At 61.0% G+C, this 15,297-nt stretch carries 24 protein-coding genes; all 24 read right to left on the reverse strand.

Annotation, left to right across the window (positions count from 1 at the left end; translation table 11 throughout):
- Positions 1 to 10 precede the first annotated feature (10 nt).
- The gene (locus BJI47_RS22230; RefSeq protein WP_088945727.1) at positions 11 to 703 is read right to left on the reverse strand and encodes a hypothetical protein; all 693 of its coding nucleotides are present in this window, start codon (positions 701 to 703) and stop codon (positions 11 to 13) included.
- Positions 704 to 826: 123 nt separating this feature from the next.
- Entirely contained in the window at positions 827 to 1,051 is a 225-nt protein-coding gene (locus BJI47_RS22235; RefSeq protein ID WP_125458785.1) for a hypothetical protein, read from the reverse strand.
- Entirely contained in the window at positions 1,051 to 2,703 is a 1,653-nt protein-coding gene (locus BJI47_RS22240; RefSeq protein WP_088945729.1) for a hypothetical protein, read from the reverse strand. The genes BJI47_RS22235 and BJI47_RS22240 overlap by 1 nt, the downstream gene beginning before the upstream one ends.
- Complete coding sequence (locus BJI47_RS22245; protein WP_088945730.1) at positions 2,690 to 4,162, reverse strand: phage portal protein; 1,473 nt, start codon at positions 4,160 to 4,162, stop codon at positions 2,690 to 2,692. The genes BJI47_RS22240 and BJI47_RS22245 overlap by 14 nt, the downstream gene beginning before the upstream one ends.
- Complete coding sequence (locus BJI47_RS22250; protein ID WP_368655916.1) at positions 4,159 to 5,421, reverse strand: hypothetical protein; 1,263 nt, start codon at positions 5,419 to 5,421, stop codon at positions 4,159 to 4,161. The genes BJI47_RS22245 and BJI47_RS22250 overlap by 4 nt, the downstream gene beginning before the upstream one ends.
- Before the next feature lie 139 nt (positions 5,422 to 5,560).
- Positions 5,561 to 5,833, reverse strand: coding sequence for a hypothetical protein (locus tag BJI47_RS23940; RefSeq protein WP_139804875.1), 273 nt, complete (start codon positions 5,831 to 5,833; stop codon positions 5,561 to 5,563).
- A 10-nt stretch (positions 5,834 to 5,843) separates the two neighbouring features.
- Positions 5,844 to 6,764 (reverse strand): HNH endonuclease signature motif containing protein, encoded by a 921-nt coding sequence (locus BJI47_RS25075; protein ID WP_125458786.1) that lies wholly within the window; start codon positions 6,762 to 6,764, stop codon positions 5,844 to 5,846.
- 209 nt (positions 6,765 to 6,973) lie between these two features.
- Positions 6,974 to 7,246, reverse strand: a complete 273-nt coding sequence (locus tag BJI47_RS25080) for an HNH endonuclease (protein ID WP_088945733.1) — start codon at positions 7,244 to 7,246, stop codon at positions 6,974 to 6,976.
- Between the two features lie 692 nt (positions 7,247 to 7,938).
- Positions 7,939 to 8,721: a hypothetical protein gene (locus BJI47_RS22265; RefSeq protein WP_088945734.1), complete on the reverse strand. Its 783-nt coding sequence runs from the start codon at positions 8,719 to 8,721 to the stop codon at positions 7,939 to 7,941.
- Positions 8,722 to 8,979: 258 nt separating this feature from the next.
- Complete coding sequence (locus BJI47_RS22275; RefSeq protein WP_088945736.1) at positions 8,980 to 9,438, reverse strand: hypothetical protein; 459 nt, start codon at positions 9,436 to 9,438, stop codon at positions 8,980 to 8,982.
- Positions 9,413 to 9,949: an HAD family acid phosphatase gene (locus tag BJI47_RS22280; protein WP_254900747.1), complete on the reverse strand. Its 537-nt coding sequence runs from the start codon at positions 9,947 to 9,949 to the stop codon at positions 9,413 to 9,415. The genes BJI47_RS22275 and BJI47_RS22280 overlap by 26 nt, the downstream gene beginning before the upstream one ends.
- On the reverse strand, positions 9,949 to 10,695 hold the full coding sequence (locus BJI47_RS22285; protein WP_088945738.1) for a nucleotidyltransferase domain-containing protein: 747 nt from the start codon (positions 10,693 to 10,695) through the stop codon (positions 9,949 to 9,951). The genes BJI47_RS22280 and BJI47_RS22285 overlap by 1 nt, the downstream gene beginning before the upstream one ends.
- The gene (locus BJI47_RS22290) at positions 10,692 to 11,273 is read right to left on the reverse strand and encodes a hypothetical protein (protein WP_088945739.1); all 582 of its coding nucleotides are present in this window, start codon (positions 11,271 to 11,273) and stop codon (positions 10,692 to 10,694) included. Before BJI47_RS22290 ends, BJI47_RS22285 begins: the two co-directional genes overlap by 4 nt.
- A gap of 99 nt (positions 11,274 to 11,372) precedes the next feature.
- On the reverse strand, positions 11,373 to 11,804 hold the full coding sequence (locus BJI47_RS22295) for a hypothetical protein (RefSeq protein WP_088945740.1): 432 nt from the start codon (positions 11,802 to 11,804) through the stop codon (positions 11,373 to 11,375).
- Positions 11,801 to 12,190 (reverse strand): hypothetical protein, encoded by a 390-nt coding sequence (locus BJI47_RS22300; RefSeq protein WP_088945741.1) that lies wholly within the window; start codon positions 12,188 to 12,190, stop codon positions 11,801 to 11,803. Before BJI47_RS22300 ends, BJI47_RS22295 begins: the two co-directional genes overlap by 4 nt.
- Positions 12,191 to 12,365: 175 nt before the next feature.
- Positions 12,366 to 12,806, reverse strand: coding sequence for an endonuclease domain-containing protein (locus BJI47_RS25085; protein ID WP_088945742.1), 441 nt, complete (start codon positions 12,804 to 12,806; stop codon positions 12,366 to 12,368).
- The gene (locus BJI47_RS22310; protein WP_254900748.1) at positions 12,803 to 13,102 is read right to left on the reverse strand and encodes a hypothetical protein; all 300 of its coding nucleotides are present in this window, start codon (positions 13,100 to 13,102) and stop codon (positions 12,803 to 12,805) included. The genes BJI47_RS25085 and BJI47_RS22310 overlap by 4 nt, the downstream gene beginning before the upstream one ends.
- A gap of 85 nt (positions 13,103 to 13,187) precedes the next feature.
- The gene (locus tag BJI47_RS24245) at positions 13,188 to 13,340 is read right to left on the reverse strand and encodes a hypothetical protein (protein WP_176225003.1); all 153 of its coding nucleotides are present in this window, start codon (positions 13,338 to 13,340) and stop codon (positions 13,188 to 13,190) included.
- Entirely contained in the window at positions 13,337 to 13,546 is a 210-nt protein-coding gene (locus BJI47_RS22315; protein WP_125458788.1) for a hypothetical protein, read from the reverse strand. Before BJI47_RS22315 ends, BJI47_RS24245 begins: the two co-directional genes overlap by 4 nt.
- Positions 13,543 to 13,797 (reverse strand): hypothetical protein, encoded by a 255-nt coding sequence (locus tag BJI47_RS22320; RefSeq protein WP_088945745.1) that lies wholly within the window; start codon positions 13,795 to 13,797, stop codon positions 13,543 to 13,545. Before BJI47_RS22320 ends, BJI47_RS22315 begins: the two co-directional genes overlap by 4 nt.
- The gene (locus BJI47_RS22325; protein WP_088945746.1) at positions 13,794 to 14,399 is read right to left on the reverse strand and encodes a hypothetical protein; all 606 of its coding nucleotides are present in this window, start codon (positions 14,397 to 14,399) and stop codon (positions 13,794 to 13,796) included. The genes BJI47_RS22320 and BJI47_RS22325 overlap by 4 nt, the downstream gene beginning before the upstream one ends.
- Positions 14,396 to 14,617, reverse strand: a complete 222-nt coding sequence (locus BJI47_RS22330) for a hypothetical protein (RefSeq protein ID WP_088945747.1) — start codon at positions 14,615 to 14,617, stop codon at positions 14,396 to 14,398. The genes BJI47_RS22325 and BJI47_RS22330 overlap by 4 nt, the downstream gene beginning before the upstream one ends.
- Positions 14,614 to 14,856, reverse strand: coding sequence for a hypothetical protein (locus BJI47_RS22335; protein ID WP_088945748.1), 243 nt, complete (start codon positions 14,854 to 14,856; stop codon positions 14,614 to 14,616). Before BJI47_RS22335 ends, BJI47_RS22330 begins: the two co-directional genes overlap by 4 nt.
- A complete protein-coding gene (locus tag BJI47_RS22340) occupies positions 14,853 to 15,215 on the reverse strand; it encodes a hypothetical protein (protein ID WP_088945749.1) in 363 nt (120 codons plus the stop codon). Before BJI47_RS22340 ends, BJI47_RS22335 begins: the two co-directional genes overlap by 4 nt.
- Positions 15,216 to 15,297 lie beyond the last annotated feature (82 nt).

Below are 15,297 nucleotides of genomic sequence, written 5' to 3' on the forward strand. Positions count from 1 at the left end.
TGCCCTGCGGCTATTTGGACTTGGCGCCGTGCTTCGCTTGGTAGCGCTCACGGCCTGCGGACAGCGAGGTCTCACGACCTTGCGATGGGGAACCCTGCTGTGGGTTCGGGCGCGGCCCCTTCGGGCCGGCCCCGAGCGATGGGTCGGCCTCGGTGGCCGCCTTGATCGCCGCTGCGACTTTCGAACCGAACTCCGCGTCGGACGGGTCCAAGTCGGCAAGGCTCGCTATGAACGAGCGGGAATCGAGCAGACGTGAGCCGTCGACGTCCTTGCCTGCCTTGCGAAGTACTGCGAGCTCGACCTTCGTCTCCCGGGCCTCGCGCTGAGCGGCCGTCAATTCGCCCGCCAGCTTCTCCGGGTCAGGCGCTTGACCTTCCCCGGCGCCGTCGAACTGCTTCTTGAACGCGCGGTATTTCTCCGCATCGTCGAAGTTGTCTTTCGACCGGGTCTCCCACTTGCGGGAGTTTTCGAGCTTGGTTTTCACCTCCGTAGGTGTCAGCCCCTCGAATGTCGAACTCCACTCGGCGGCCGGATCAGGGTTGTTGCCGCCCTGATCGTTCGGTTCGTTGCCGCCATCTCCCCCGCCTCCTGGGTGCCCTTCCGGGTCGCGCCTGGGGTGCATCCGTAGCGGACGCATACTCGCGCGAGCGAAAGGATCGATGAGAGTTGGAGCGATGACAGTGCGAGGATCTCGAGTGTTCATTTGCTGCCTCCCGTGCGGGATAAGTCGACGCCGTGCGGCATCGGAAAATTGAGAGCCGATATATCGGCATGAAAAAAGCGCCTACCCGTAGCGGGTGGCGCTTCTCGGAATGGAAAAGTACGGTCAGGTCAGTCGCCGAGCGACGATGGCAGCCATCTCGTTCGCATCGGCCATCACGTCATCCGGAACATCGAATTCGCCAGCATCGCCGACCTCCCGGGGCGTGACACCGCGCGCCTGAACCGAATCGGCCAACACCGCGCCGAGACCGTCCACGACGAGCACGCCGGGGAACACCTCCGCGGCATCGAACCCGGAATCGAGACGGTGAGTGACTCGAACCATCATCAACCGCCCCCTCTCTTTGAGAGCTTCTCCAGCTTGACCACCGAGAACGGTAACCCAGCCTCGTTCAATCTTCGGATCAGATCCGCGGACGGTTCATCCCGGAACACGACCTCGGCAACATCGGACGACCTGACCTCGCGCTGAATCTGCGCCTCGACGTACTGCCGCTCGTAATGCCGGCCGTTCAGTTCCGCCGCCCACTCATCTGCGCTCCCGAAGCCTGACGCTTTCGCGGGCGACCCCGTAAATGGCCCAGGACTGCCCAGCTTCCCAGGGACCGTGTAATCCATCCGGCCCATCGAGTCACCCACCGACACAGTCACACCCGAACGGACATCATCCTTGAGCACCAACGCGATTCGACCATACGCATCCGCACCAGATCTCTTACCGGACGGATCCCGAAGGTACCCATATATCGGGGCTGGAGAGTCCATCCCGAACCAAGCTTGCTCGTAGGTCGCCCGATTGGCCGGATCGAACATCGTGCCAGTGCCGGTCTCGAACTGAGTCTTGTACCGCCCATCGGCAAGAAAACCGTCGAATGCATCCTCGCGGAGATTCAGCGCCACCTGTTTTCCCTCGGCGAATTGGGTGAGGCCACCGTTCGCTGTGCCGATCAAGTCCTCGCGTGTACGGCCCGACTCCTTGATGGCGTATTCGAGATTAAATTCGGCGTCCTCGATCTGGGCCTTCCGTGCTCGCCCGACCGACGCCGCATCGACGCCAGCCACGGGCGTCCGCGCCGCCAACGCTGCCGGCGCTGCATCGACCTTAGCGGCCGCAGCTGTCGCCTTCTCCGCACCGGCAAGCAACTTCGTCTTCGTCGGCACCCTTGATGCCGCACGCCCGCCGTCGAGTTCGTCCATCTTCGACAGAACGGCCTTCAGGTTGATCGCGCCGCCAGTCGAGGTCGCCCTTACTGCCGCGGCGTACTGCTCGTCCCAATCTTTCGCGTGGTCCGGAGGCAAATACGTCTGGCCAGGACGCACCGAGATCGCGCGGCAGCGACAGTGATCGTGATACCTCGTGCCAAGATCCCGAGACCCACGCGTCCTCGACCCGCCAGCCAGGAAACGCCCCCGCCCACCACGAGACTCGCCTCGCGCACGAGCGGCCCGATCCGAGGCGGACATTTCCCTGCCGCGGCCGACAACCGACGTCGCCGCAGCCTTCGAGGAGTACACCTCAGCCCGCGAGGCCAACATGCGACAGAACGCGCAAGCATCCGCTGACGCGTACCGCGCCCACTTCGCGCCCGGCTCCCTGTCCGCATTCTCGACAATCGTATTGCGAGCCTGATCGTAAATCGTTCTCGAACTAAATCCCGCGATCTTCATGAGCGCGGCCTCACCGCTCGCCTGCAGCGCCCACGCCGTAGATGCCGCGATCTGCTCAGTGGGAGCCAATGCGGCCGGATTTGCCTTGTACGCCAACTCCGGAGCCGCATCCTCGTACCACGTCGCCGCCAGATCACCCGCCGACGCGGCGTACGGATCCAGCAACTCCGGCACACCCGACGTCATCACACCCCGAAACGCCGGGGAATCGATATTTAGCATCGACGCGTCCTGCCATAAATCCGTGACATCTTGCATCGCCAGCGTGTGCAGATCATCGAGAATCTGCTTCTGCTCATCAGGTGTCGGCATTGCCATCCTCCGAAACTCGACGGCTGGCTAGGTTCACCACCGAAGGATCAGTGACCTGAGATGCAGCCTCACGTAACCGGCCCGGAAGATCCGCAGCACGAGCGCGCCGCTTCTCCTCGGTGATCTTCGCCTGATCCTGCTGCGAAAGACCGATCCGGTCGTAGGTGATCTCCGAATCGGGCAGCAATATCTCGGACGACACGAGCTTGAGGGCTTCATCCGCAGACGCCGCACGAGTCGGCGTCGACGCATCACGCCACTTCACATCGATCTCACGGAACTTGTCCCGATCAACGGTGCCGTCCCGGACGAGCAGCGACAGATACGCGACCTCACGCCACCCGACCCCGAACGTCACCTGCCGACGCTCAGCGCGCTTCACAAGCCGATACTCGAGCTGGCGAATCGAGTCCGCAGACGGCGGGTTATCCGTCACAAAACCCAGATACGAAGACGGAATACCAGTCTCAGCCGAAACGAGCTGCGAGTACGCCTTCATCTGGTCGATATACGGCGTCGGAGGCGACGGCGTGGTCTGCTGAATCTTGACCTCAGGGCCTTCGCCATCCTCGTTCGGAGGGACGATGTTCATCCGGCCCATCGTGTTCTTCCAGCCCGCAGCCTTCTTCGCCTCCGGTGACGAATTCTCATCGACACCAAACTGTTCCGGATAGGCATTCAACGCGAACCATTGCGGCGCCGTATAGAACTCCCGGTTGATCTCCATCCCAAGCAGAGTCCGCAAAGCCGCATCGGTGTAATACCGGACAGGCCGCGTAATCTCCGAGCGCCCCTCGAGATCGGACGCCCGATCACGATTGACGAACCGCGACATCAGAACCCGACCGAGCCCATGAGTGTCACGGTCAACAGCTTCAAGCTTCCTGCTGCGCGGATTCCGCTCGAACAGAATCGTCTCATCCGGCAGATACAGTGATTCGAGAATGACCTGACCCGCAGCATCGCGAGTCTGAGACAGTGCCGCATCAGCGCGGCGCCTACGGTAGTTCCACTGCATCGTCGCCGAAGACGCCGACTCGATCGCCACCATCACTTCCGGCTCATCCGAATTCGGGTCACCCTTGCCGACCGACACGAAATCCGTGCCCGTGATCAACGCATCCAGATGAGCCCGGCCACCCTCGATCGCAAGCTGGTTGTCGCGGAAAATCTCATCGAGACCCATCATGTCGTTCAAGGAGGTCCAGCCCAGCCAATCGAGACGCTCCTCGAGCACATCAACCGCAGTGCCCGGCCAGCCCATCGACACATCCAACAGATCGCGAAGATGCGGCGGGACAGCAATATCGAGGTGCTTTATCTTCTGCTTCGCCTCGTAATAATCTTCCTTGACCTTGTTCTTCTTCGCGAACTTGCGGATCTTCCCCCGAAGGAACGCGACAAGCATGGCCTGATCGTCGTCGAGAGTGAGATCAGGAAGAGCGATCGCAACAGTCATCCGAGGACCACCGCCTTTCGTCTCACGTTAGATCGCATCGGCCGTTTCACGCCGGACGCTTCGAAGCCCCAAAGGGCCAGGGTGGCTCCGACCAGCGGAGTGATATCAGAGTCGGCATCCTTGCGATTCCATGCCCACGCATCACCAAGGCGACGCTTGCGTGCGACCGCCACCGCGTGATTCAGCGATGGCTGATCAAGGTGAAGCACTTTCGCGTCCATAACGGCGTCATACAGACCGCCGCACGCCTTGGCCATGTCACGAGCGTTCGTCTCCGTGACCTTCACTCGGCGCTTCAGCAAAGGCTCGATAAGAGAGGAGGCGGCCCCTGCATTGTCGATAACGACAGCCCTCACATCGGAGCCCTTGCAGATCTCAGCGATCCGCTCGGGAACCCAAGCTGGAGAACCCCTTCGGGACTCGATTACATCGATGTACGGCAGGCCCGAGTTCTCAAGAGTCACCGCCACAATGGTCGACGTGTCACGGTCCGGTGATACATCTACCGCCAAAGCGACCGCCGCGCCCGCATCGCGCAGATTCGACTTCGCTACAGTCCGCCAAGCGTCCGCCGAGATGACCCGCTGAACGCCCGAAACCGACCACATGCCGAGCCGTTCACGCATGAACGTCTCATCATCCATCGCCGCGCGTTCATCCTCGATCGTCTCCGCATTCAGTCGCATACCAAGAGCGGGATTCGCAGCGGCCCACACGTGAGGATCGTCCAGATCAACCACCCCAAGGCATGACCACTCGAACCACGACAGTCGACGATCCTGCCCCTCGACACCGGAATTCCGCATGCGCGTGAAAGCGTCGCCAGCCATCCCCTCATCAGGCGGAGTGCCGGCCAAAATCATCTGCGGATTACCTGAGGGGGCCGCGGACATTGTAGGCATCAACGCTGCCAGAGATTCCTCTGACAGCTCCTGGGCCTCATCCAAAACCAGCTTGTCTACAGTAAATCCGCGGCCAGACCCCTTGGACCTAGCAATGAACTCGCACGATCCGCCATTTACAAGCACGATCGCCTCTTGGCCGTTCGTATTCCGAACCTCGCGTACGAGTTGATTCAACTCTGGAAAACGAGCTGTCGGATCGTTGGCTTTTTCACCGAAAAAATACTTCAGGCGAATGAACGCCTTTCGCGCCGTCTTGACCTCGTGGGCAGTGTGTAGGAACTTCTCAGCACGGAGCACCATGCCGAATAATTCGATGATCTCGATAATGCCATTCTTGCCGTTCTGGCGAGGCACAGCTATGCCGCATCGAGGGTGTTTCCATTTGCCATCTTTCCGGACCTCGAGCCAGCTTCGAACAACCTTCTCTTGCCACTCGTCGGGCTGCAGCTCGTACGCACTCGACAGTGCAATCGCATCATCACCCTCTGGCGAATCAGCGGGCTCTACGCCGACCCGAGGAATCTGGCACCCCACCACGGATTTGAATGAGCTTGGCAAGCGGGGTCACCTCCTCAGCTTCCTTCGGGGTCAATTCCTCGATCTGACGAAGCACATCGGTGAACTGCCGAGAAAGAGCAGCGACATCTCGTGACGATTCGGCGCCCTCGATCTCGCGCGCGAGCTTCCCGCGCAACGCCTTCAGCGCGTCACTTCGGTCACCTTCATCAGCCGCCATCGCGAGCGGCCCACGCCTTTTCCCTGGCATTAACCACTCCTCACACGGACAACAGCATCAGTTGATCACCGGAACCTCGGTCACCTTTGGTCGCGTTGCATAAAAAGCACGCAGTCCGGCAATTTCTTGGCTCATGGGTGCCACCACGCGCCAATGGGATGACATGGTCGATTGTTGGAGCACGCGGATGCGGCACAACCTTCGCGGGGTCAGTCTTTCGCTTGCAGAGATGGCAGCGGTACCCATCCGCGACAAAGACTCGCTTGCGGATGACGTTTGCAACGAAAGCGTTTCGCTTCCGGGCGCGCCTCTTGCCTCGATGGGCGTGTCGAACCTCCTTGAACCGCAGCTCCGCACACTCCGCCGAGCAGGTGACGTCCAAATGCCGTGAAACGAACCATGCCCGACACACTCGACACTGACCCGAGGTGAGCCGTGATGCGGTTCGGATATGCACGTTCAATCGCGGCTCCGGTTGCGGCGGGCCGACGTACAAAACCGGAAGCGATCGGGTGCGGAACCACTCCAGGCGGCCACGCCAGCAGGACTCGCAGTTCTTCGAGCTGTTGTGAATCGGCTTTGTCAGATTGCAACTCGGACACATGCGCTCAGTGAATGCTTTGCTTCGACAGTCCAGGCACCACTTCGGAATCTGCCCGCGCGTCCGAGGCCGCGTCCATGCCTTGCCGCAGCGTTTGCATTGGTGCGTCTCAGCTCCAGGCGGCTTCGTGCACGCCTGGCATTTCCCTCCGCCGCGGTTGGACCGGGATATGAAGAGCGCTCCGCACTTCCCGCAATCCTTGACGCACACGCTTGACCGAGGTGCGTAGGTCGACTTCGCTCTCCCGTTGGCGCGATTCGTTTTAGCGCGACATGTCTCCGAACACCAGCGGCGGATATTTCTTTCGCGAGGCCCCGGCATAATCAACGTCGAGCATCCAAGGCACGTACGATCTGACATGTCGAACTCCTAAACGGTTCGGCCACGCCTCTGGGGAGTTACAGCTCCCGCAGGGGCACTTTTTTGACTCAGCACGCTGAACGCGCCGGCCAGGCAGGAAATTCTTTTCGGGGGGATCGTGTGAATTACAAGGTCGGGGGGGTATTGATAGCTATGCCCTGAGTGCTTCCACCCCCCCAGGGGGGAGGGACGCACCCCTAGGGGTCTAACTACCAGGCTCGGCCGTGCCGTACCGGTGTCTCAGATCCCGGCAGGCCGTTGCGATTGCCTCGCCTGATGTTGCATCGCAGATGTGCTGCCCGAAGCTCGCCAGTGTTACTGCCGCCTCGGCTGACCGGTTGGACATGATCGGCGCTGGCGGACATGGGATCTGGGTATTTCAGGTCGGGGTCGATCCATCCGCCGCAGAGGTGGCATACGTCGCTGTTGCGTAGCGCCCGGGCTCGGTTGCGTCGGTACCCTCGATGGCCCGTGCGACTCACTGTGACCCCCTGGGCTTCCGGTCGGTCGTGACACGCTCACTCCATGCCATTGCCCGCATCACCTCGAATGATGTCGTCGGCGGGTTCGGGTGTGACGTGCGCCCTGGTTACCGCCTGTAGCCTGCCCACTTGGCTATGGCCTTGGTGAGTAGGTAGATGGCTTCGTCGAGGATCCACATCATGGGGTCTCCTCGAAGACTGGTGTGTAGCGGCACATCATGGTGCCGTTGGGCATGAGGACTTGGGTTCGGATGTAGTGGTGGACTCGTCGCATGCCGACCGTTGGGATGCGGCCACCTGTTGCCGAGCCTTGCCTGTTGGGTGTCGGTGGGTGCGAGCCGGGGCGCGTGCCCACGGTGGCGCTCATCGGGTTGTCATGTCTCGTGGGACTTGCGCGAGGAGTTGGTCGAGGAGTGTTCGGTGTCTGCATTCGGCGACTGGATCGTCGCGTTCGCGTGCTCCTCGAACGAGTTGTAGTTCGTGTTCGATCTGGTCGAAGAGTGTTGGCATGACAGCCTCCGATGCAGGGGTCCAGGCATGCGGGTGTGCCCGCCGGTGTGGGGGGCGGGTGTTTGGCACCCTGGGGGTGTGGTGAGTGTGCGCTGTGCTGCGCCGAGGGGATTGGGTGCGACTACTCGGTACCGTCACGAGTTGCGCAAGCGCAGCATATCACCCGCGATGGCCGATGCTGGTCAGGCGCTCGCCATGGCATCCAAGGCCCGGGCCTCGACTTCTTGTAGTGCGCAGTGCGCATCGAGTACTGAGCCGACGTGGTACTTGAGCTGGACACGCGTCCGAGTTGAGGGCTCGAATACGGGCTTGATCCGTCGCGCCTCCCGCAGGTATTTCACCCTGCGCTTGTTGAGTGTTCGGTACTCATCCGATCCGTAGCTGACTAGCTCTTGGGCGAGGGTGGCGATTCCGTTCGCATTCAGTTCGAGTGCTCGCACTGACGCGAGTCGTTCGATGGTGGGTTGTGGTCGTGGCCGGATGGGTGGGCAGATGATCCACCTGATGGCAGTGACGGCGTCGCTGATCTCCTCTCGGGCTTCGTGTGCACCTTCGGTCATGCCGAGTGACATCAGGTGATCGACGAGCCACCGCACGAGCACGACATCGGCGTCGATGACGTACCCGTGCGGTATGCGCCGGTCTTGTTCTTGTAGCGGGCCGATGAATGTGGACAGGTGCGTGTATCCGCTGGGCCAGTATTCGATGCCACGTTGTTCGCAGATCATGCGCACCCATGTCACGAGCACGTTGTGTAGCTCTTGGGCTGCGTCGGATGCGCTGACGGAGAACGGTATCGGGAATTCGCTGGGCTTGGTGCGCTTGTTGCCTGCGCTTACCTTCCCGATCCGATCTTGCCGGAGTAGTGATACTTCGAGGTCTTCGAGTAGTCCGGGTATTTCGCTCAACAGTTCGCCGATTTCTCGCAGTGTTGCGCGCGAGACGAAGAGATGTTCATCGTCCATGTTCACACCTTCCGAACGGCGGTAGATTTACCCGGATTCTACCACACGATTATGCCAGTTACCTTGTGTTACAACAGGTCTCGTCTACTTTCACAGGGGCACGTGTCGGGATGATCGCCTTGTGTTGACCCATGATCTCGACGTCGCTGTAGTAGGTGCGGAACATGGTCTGTCCGCATTTGCCGCACGCTCCCCCGAACTCGTGCTCAGGCTTCAAATGCGGCGTGATCGTGATGTCGTGTCGCTCAACTCCGGCGCTCACGCCTCCTCCTCGGCTGGCATCCAATTACCGACTGTCGGCATACGTTTGACGTTGAGCCGTATTCGCTTCCCTTCATCGTCGATGCGGACTTCCCCACCATCTCGCCCGTGCTCGCCACGATGGATGACGAGTTCGTCGTACATGTCGATGCTGATGTCGGTCAGCCGGACTATCGGATTCCAATCGATACCGAATGGAGTCGGGATGGTTCGGGATGGAGTGGCGATGACGTTCGCGTCCCAGCATTCGAGCCAGCGCGGTTCATCCCATTCGTCTTCGGTCGACAGTTGGCCTTCGAGGGGTCCTCGCGTGTGGATAAATCCTGCGGGCTCCATGCCTCGCGGTTTGTTGGCGAGGTCTCGCCTGGACTGGTCACGTTCGAGGCTGGCGGCGATCCTGCGTAGCACTGAGATCAGTTCGGCGCGGTACTCAGCGCGTTCGGTTCGCTTGCTCATACTGCATCCCTTCAGTGTTCGCCTGCTGTACGAGCGATGAATCCCCGACTGGTCGCGCGACAGTCTCGGTCGGGATGTCAAGCGATTCCCATAGCTCGATGATGTTGGGGTTGTCGTCGATGGCGCCGACGATGTCGTATCGGCCGGCCAGTTTCGTATGGATCTCGGTCTTGATGTCGACGTCTTTGCGGTAGTCGCGGTCCCGGCGCATGAATGGTCCGCTGTATGGCACGGTCAGCTCGGCGTCGAGCCATTCGGTGGTGACGTGTCGCCATTGCTCCATTCGGGCGGTGACGATGACGATGGCGTGCCCTGCGGCATGGGCACGCTCGCAGTACTGGACTGCTTGCGGGTTGGCTGGGCAGAACGCTGATGCCGCGTGGAACTTGTCGAAGTTCTTGATCGGCTTGCCTGACTTTGTGGTGCCGAGGGAACCGTTGACGTAGTGCAGGACGCCGGATACGTCGACGAGTGTTCCGTCTACATCGACGAGGACTGCGGTTGGTTTCACTATGGGATTTCCTTCAGGTAGTGACGCCGCACGCGCTGCAGGAAGTCTTCGAGTGGCGGCTCGTTCGGCTGCTCCGGGAGCGGCGATGTTGCCGCGTCGAACTTCTGTGAGTACTGGACGATAAGCGCGTTCGCGGCCTTCGCTTCCGGGTCGGACTTGATGGACTCGCCGAAGTCGAAGAATGGTTGCGGGTCTGGCACTCGGATCGGTAGATGTCCGGTGGTGTAGAGCTCGTAGCCTTGCCAGAGGAGTCGCATTGTGTGGCGTGCGTGCTTTTCGCGGCGAGTTTCGAGTGATCCTTGGAATCTTCCTCGGTGGACGAGTCGGTGGAACTGGCTTGTGGCGTAGCCGAAGAAGGAATCGCGTACGCGTTGGCGGGATAGGAAGTTTGTGCGTAGTGAGATCAGCTCTTCGCCGAGCTCGGTCTTGCGTTGGTGGTGGTCGAGCCAGAGGATTTCGGAGGCGGTCGGGTTGCAGCCGAGCATGAGCCCCATCGCTTTCCCGACCTCATGAAATGTCGTGTCTGGGTCTTCGCGTTTCCAGGTTGCGCGTTCTCGTTGGGGCGGGTGTAGGCCGAGTAGGGATTCGGTTGGGGCGGCGTAGATCCCGGCGTAGTCAACGTCGGAGGATGGCGTATTGAGTCCGTAGGCGACTGATCCGACGATGCCTTCGAGAAGGATGTGGGTTGTTCGGGTTTCAGGACTGAATTTCGGGTGTGGGCGTGCGAGTTTCGCGCTGTCGCTCATCTTGTCCCCTGCCTCGTTGGTTGATTCTTTTTGCGCTTCGGCCGGCGTGAGCGTGTCGGGTCGTGTGCCCACATTGGCGGTGTGGTGGATGGTTGCGGGAGTGCGCGCTGCTGGGGTGTGCGGGTGTCGGGTTCGGGCACATCGCCGGTGACACGAAAGCCGCCGACCGCGAAGGTGCCCGAAGCGTCTGAGATCGAGCCAGAAGCCCAGTCGTACGGCGCACCGTCTGGGATTGTGACCGGGAACGTCCGCAAGGCGGCCATATTCGCTCGTGCGCTTCGTAGACCGTTGAGGGTGTAGGCGTTCCGTGGTGGAAGGTCCGTTGCGGAGTCGGTATCTGCAGCACCGTCGAACGCCGGATGGAATACCTCGATGTTGCGTGACTCGCTGAAGTCGATGTTCCAGGTTCGGACCGTCATTGGGGCGGTCCCGACATTGACGAATCCCATGCGAGCAAGCTCGTCCGAGAAGGTCGATCCGGGACGCCACGGCCCTGGCGTATTCGATCCGACGCACATGATCGGCGTCTCGTCATCGGCGTACACGTAGCTCGGATCGAGGTCGCCGAATGATCGCATCGAGTCGATGCGTTGTGTGATCGGTAGCCCATGCCAGTCTCGGCCGCAGCGGCAGTGGGCCTGGTTGATGTTGTGGTCGTAGCCGGTCGATGATGTCGCTCACTTCTGGCCCCATTCCTGGCCGCACTCGCAGGTGCGGATCGTGTCGTATTTGGATTCGTCGGGTCCAGTGGTGGTCATGCCCGAGAATGCCCAGACCTCGTCGCGTGTGCCGTCCTCTCGTTCGATGACTCGGATCGGTCCGCGAACGGGCTTAGGTTTCGGCTTCCGCATCCCGTGGACTGCAATTCGGTCACATGTCGGGCATTGCGTCCATGCCTCGAATCGGCCGTAGCCCGGGAAGTCGACCTTCCCGATTCTGTCGATCCGGTCCTGTATTTGCGCCCACTGCTGTGCGGCATCCTTGGCGCTGCGCGGTCGGCCGCCAAAGAGGTCTGTGAACAAGTCGCGGATGAAGTCGCGCTCGTCCCATGCCCACCATGCGAGGTAACTGGCCGTGATTACGAGAAGGAAGATCCCGACCTCGCTCATGCCGGCAACTCCCTTGACTCGTCGGATGTGACGATCTCGAGCCACATGCTCGGCTTCCCTTTGCGGTGGATGACGGGTTCGAGTTTGGCCATGTATTCGGGGGTGTCGTCCGGGACGAGCCCGAAGTCCACGAGTCCGTCGTAGATCGGCTTCGCTGTGGCCGTCAGGTTGTCTGTGTCGCGTCGGCGGGTGGTTTTGGGCCGGTAGTGCAATTCGACGCTCGCGTGGCCGCAGTCGCGCGGCAGGCGGGCTGCAATCGCCAGGATGCGCGAGGTCTCACGGATCGAGGTGACTTCACGGCTCTTGGCGTAGACGGCTTTGAGTGAAGCGCCCCGATCGTTCATCGAAAGCGGCGGGGATTTCCATGGGAGTTCGATGATCTTCATGGTCGGCCACCCCTGTGGATAACCGCGATCCGGCCGCGCGAAGCGCCGGCTACCGATCCATTCCAGCCTGAACCCAGCGAAGAATCCGCTCGAATCTCGCGTACGTTTCTTACTGCAGCTGACGAGATTTTTCTGGTGTTGGGAGTCTTCGTTAGTTCGTTCTCTACGTTCGTGCTCATGCCGGTCGCTCATCCTTTCCGCATATGCGTTTGGCACATGCGACCGGCATATGCCAAACGCATGACTTTTCGGCTTCGAGATAGTCAGCTGCCGCCCTGAGGATTTGCGGTCGGTCGAAGGCGTTGGCGAGCAGTACGTTGCACCAATGGCAGACCACGCCACGGCGACACTTCGGGCAGGATTTCTCGCCCGAGCAGCACTCGTGGTCGTGGTCGACCATCCATCCGCGTGATGAAGGCTCGGGATGGCCACAGATACTGCAACCGCCTTGATGTGCTGCGATCTCCGCACGTTGACCAGTGTCGATGCCATGCTTTGCGATCTGCACACGCCGCCTGTCACATGGCCGGCAGTAGTGCGTCTTCTCGGGCCACAGTGGCGCCGATGGGGCGAAATGCTCTGCCGTGAGATCCTGGCGGCACCCTGCACATATCATTTCCCCTTCTCCTTCTCCCACCGCTTCGCAGCCGCCTCTTGTGCCCGCTTCCGACGCGCCATTGCGTCATCGGATGACTGCTGGAACTCGCCCCATCCGTTGATTTCCCAGCCGCCTGAGCACTGTTTCCACAGCCCAACGTCGGCAAGATGGCTCGCGTCCGACCTTGTGGCATGGATGAAAGGGAGGCATAAATCAGGCAGGAATCCGTCCGTTCCGTGCGCTCCCGAGTAGCCAAGTGCGGCCACATACGCGAATGCGGCGCGGTATTTCTTGTCCGCGAGGAGCGTTAACACCTTCGGATTGCTTGCAAATTGGGTATCCAGTCGTATCCAGGGCAGTCCCATTACTGCCCCCGGCTGGTTGGTGGAGGCTCTTCGGTCATTTCTGTTGCTCCAGTATCCGGCGCTCGGCACTCCCGTTTGGGTATGCCTGGGCGCGGTCGTGTGGGTTGTCGTGTAGCGAGTAGGTGAGGCCGATGGCGCGGATGTGTTCAAGAGCTGCATCCTGCCGAGCGACATCACGAGTGCTCATGACTTCTCCTGTGGGGTGTCCTCGCAGCCGCATGTCGGCGTGTGAAGCTCGCCATGCTTGCCGTTCGATGCCGCTGGTCGATGCAGCTGCAGTAAGCTCGCCAATTCGTTGATCTTGTCGCGTGTCAGATCATCGGGCGCATGGACGACTTGACCGTTCAGCTTCTCCATCAGCATCTTTGGGCACCAGCGGTTCGGGGTGCTCATGGCTTCTCCTGGGCGGTAGATGGGCGGGCAGCCCTCTCGCGGTCCCTACGCCTGTTGTTGCGTTCGTTGGCGACACACGTGCCGCCGTGGAACCCGAGGGCGTACACCTCCGCCGCCACACTGTGCAGGTGGGAGATACCGGCCTCGTCCAACGGTGTTCGGTTCTCCCACTTCTCGGCTGAGACATGTTCGTCCTCGATGTACTCCTCGATGAGGCGTACGACATCGTTCGGCTCAATAGGCAAAGTCATTTGGTGGCCTCCTGGGCGGTAGATGAAGCAGCAGCGAGGATCGCCAAAGCCGCCAGTCTCGCGGACTCCGAATCTGTCCATCGGACCGTTACGGGGCCGCCCTCAGGAAGGTCCGGGGTGTCGCCTTGATACTCGATGTAGCCTTCGGGAGACTTGTGGACGACGTCGGTGGTGCCGGTGTAGTCGATCCCCCGCTCCTCACAGGTGAACCGTGCCCACGTCGCACACTGGTAATGCAGGTAGTTCGCGGCGACGGAGGCGTGTTCGTTGAATGGTAGGGGTTGGGTGTCGTCGCCGCGTGCCATCTTCGGGCCGCGTGGACTCATGCGGTCCTGCCGGGTTATGGCGATGGTGAGGTCTTCGATGAGGGACGGGATTTGGCGGAGTTGTTCGAGGAGTAGCGACTGCTCACACCTGGGCAGGAAGAAATGATCGGAACTCATCTGTTTCCGTACGTCGAAACTGGGCGTCAGTCCGACGTTCGCCCATGCTCGGTAGGTGATGTCAGTGATGGCGTCGAGGAGGTCGTTGTGGACTTTTGTCTGCCATAGGGCTAGTCCGATGTGGTACGCGACCTCGTCGGACGTCAGAGACTCGCTCATGCTCTGTCCTCTTCGATGCGTTGGCGGAGATAGCAGGCCAGGTCGAGCACTTCCTCGTAGGCGTCCTGTAGCGCGTTGCGCCCATTCCCTGCCTGTAGCGGCGTCCCGTATTTGGCAAGGCCGAATACTTTGCGCTGTGCGAGGTCTGTGGTGACGAGGTCGTGGATGCTGGGGTTGTCGTTGGGGGTGGGGTCGGGCAGGTTACCGACACCGTTCACTGGATGACCTCGGTGGGAATGATGGTGGTCATCAGGCCGTGGGATGCTGCGACGTCTTCCGCTTGCCGGGCTGCCGCCTTCTTCGTCGACAGTTCATCCTCGACTTCGCGGAGCTTCTTCTGGAGGGTTCCGATGATGGTGTGGAGGCCGACGATGCCCGCGCCTTGTGTCGCAACCTCGCCACGCAATGTCACGTTTTCGTCGAGGAGTTCCTGGATGGCTGAAACGTCTTCGCTCACAATGCCTCCGTGATGGTCAGTTCGATCCTGGGGTTGGCTCGGTCGAGGTCGATCCGGCACGCTTCGGTACGCACCCATCCGAAGTGGTCATCGGGCCACACGCCCGCATCCACTAAGCCGTCGAGAGTGTGCTTCAGCAGGACGGACAGGCTGCCAGCGTCGCGCCGGTGGAGGTTCGGGACGTACCAGGTGAGGAGAACATCGGACCGGGGATGCGATCGGATGTGCATAGATTTCGCGAGGAGTGCTGCCGTCCACCGCATCTGCTTCTTCGCCCGTGCGTGTGCCCGCCCCGTCGACCGTGATGCTTGATTGCTGGTGAGTGGTGGGCGTTGGTATGGCAGGACGATGGTGGTCATTGGAATTGTCCGCAGTCGGTGCCGTTGTTGGTGCCGTGCCAGCCGGGGCCTTCGGCTGGTTCGCCGCAGCCGGTGCACACCC

It is taken from the genome of Rhodococcus sp. 1168 (genome assembly GCF_002091955.1).
Taxonomy (GTDB): Bacteria; Actinomycetota; Actinomycetes; order Mycobacteriales; family Mycobacteriaceae; genus Rhodococcoides.

What these genes read in the sequence shown, in the direction of transcription:
- BJI47_RS22230 (WP_088945727.1), bottom strand. Translation starts at nt 703, where the DNA reads ATGAACACTCGAGATCCTCGCACTGTCATCGCTCCAACTCTCATCGAT.
- BJI47_RS22235 (WP_125458785.1), bottom strand. Translation starts at nt 1,051, where the DNA reads ATGATGGTTCGAGTCACTCACCGTCTCGATTCCGGGTTCGATGCCGCG.
- BJI47_RS22240 (WP_088945729.1), bottom strand. Translation starts at nt 2,703, where the DNA reads ATGCCGACACCTGATGAGCAGAAGCAGATTCTCGATGATCTGCACACG.
- BJI47_RS22245 (WP_088945730.1), bottom strand. Translation starts at nt 4,162, where the DNA reads ATGACTGTTGCGATCGCTCTTCCTGATCTCACTCTCGACGACGATCAG.
- BJI47_RS23940 (WP_139804875.1), bottom strand. Translation starts at nt 5,833, where the DNA reads ATGCCAGGGAAAAGGCGTGGGCCGCTCGCGATGGCGGCTGATGAAGGT.
- BJI47_RS25075 (WP_125458786.1), bottom strand. Translation starts at nt 6,764, where the DNA reads ATGTCAGATCGTACGTGCCTTGGATGCTCGACGTTGATTATGCCGGGG.
- BJI47_RS22265 (WP_088945734.1), bottom strand. Translation starts at nt 8,721, where the DNA reads ATGGACGATGAACATCTCTTCGTCTCGCGCGCAACACTGCGAGAAATC.
- BJI47_RS22275 (WP_088945736.1), bottom strand. Translation starts at nt 9,438, where the DNA reads ATGAGCAAGCGAACCGAACGCGCTGAGTACCGCGCCGAACTGATCTCA.
- BJI47_RS22285 (WP_088945738.1), bottom strand. Translation starts at nt 10,695, where the DNA reads ATGAGCGACAGCGCGAAACTCGCACGCCCACACCCGAAATTCAGTCCT.
- BJI47_RS22290 (WP_088945739.1), bottom strand. Translation starts at nt 11,273, where the DNA reads ATGCGATCATTCGGCGACCTCGATCCGAGCTACGTGTACGCCGATGAC.
- BJI47_RS22295 (WP_088945740.1), bottom strand. Translation starts at nt 11,804, where the DNA reads ATGAGCGAGGTCGGGATCTTCCTTCTCGTAATCACGGCCAGTTACCTC.
- BJI47_RS22300 (WP_088945741.1), bottom strand. Translation starts at nt 12,190, where the DNA reads ATGAAGATCATCGAACTCCCATGGAAATCCCCGCCGCTTTCGATGAAC.
- BJI47_RS25085 (WP_088945742.1), bottom strand. Translation starts at nt 12,806, where the DNA reads ATGATATGTGCAGGGTGCCGCCAGGATCTCACGGCAGAGCATTTCGCC.
- BJI47_RS24245 (WP_176225003.1), bottom strand. Translation starts at nt 13,340, where the DNA reads ATGAGCACTCGTGATGTCGCTCGGCAGGATGCAGCTCTTGAACACATC.
- BJI47_RS22315 (WP_125458788.1), bottom strand. Translation starts at nt 13,546, where the DNA reads ATGAGCACCCCGAACCGCTGGTGCCCAAAGATGCTGATGGAGAAGCTG.
- BJI47_RS22320 (WP_088945745.1), bottom strand. Translation starts at nt 13,797, where the DNA reads ATGACTTTGCCTATTGAGCCGAACGATGTCGTACGCCTCATCGAGGAG.
- BJI47_RS22325 (WP_088945746.1), bottom strand. Translation starts at nt 14,399, where the DNA reads ATGAGCGAGTCTCTGACGTCCGACGAGGTCGCGTACCACATCGGACTA.
- BJI47_RS22340 (WP_088945749.1), bottom strand. Translation starts at nt 15,215, where the DNA reads ATGACCACCATCGTCCTGCCATACCAACGCCCACCACTCACCAGCAAT.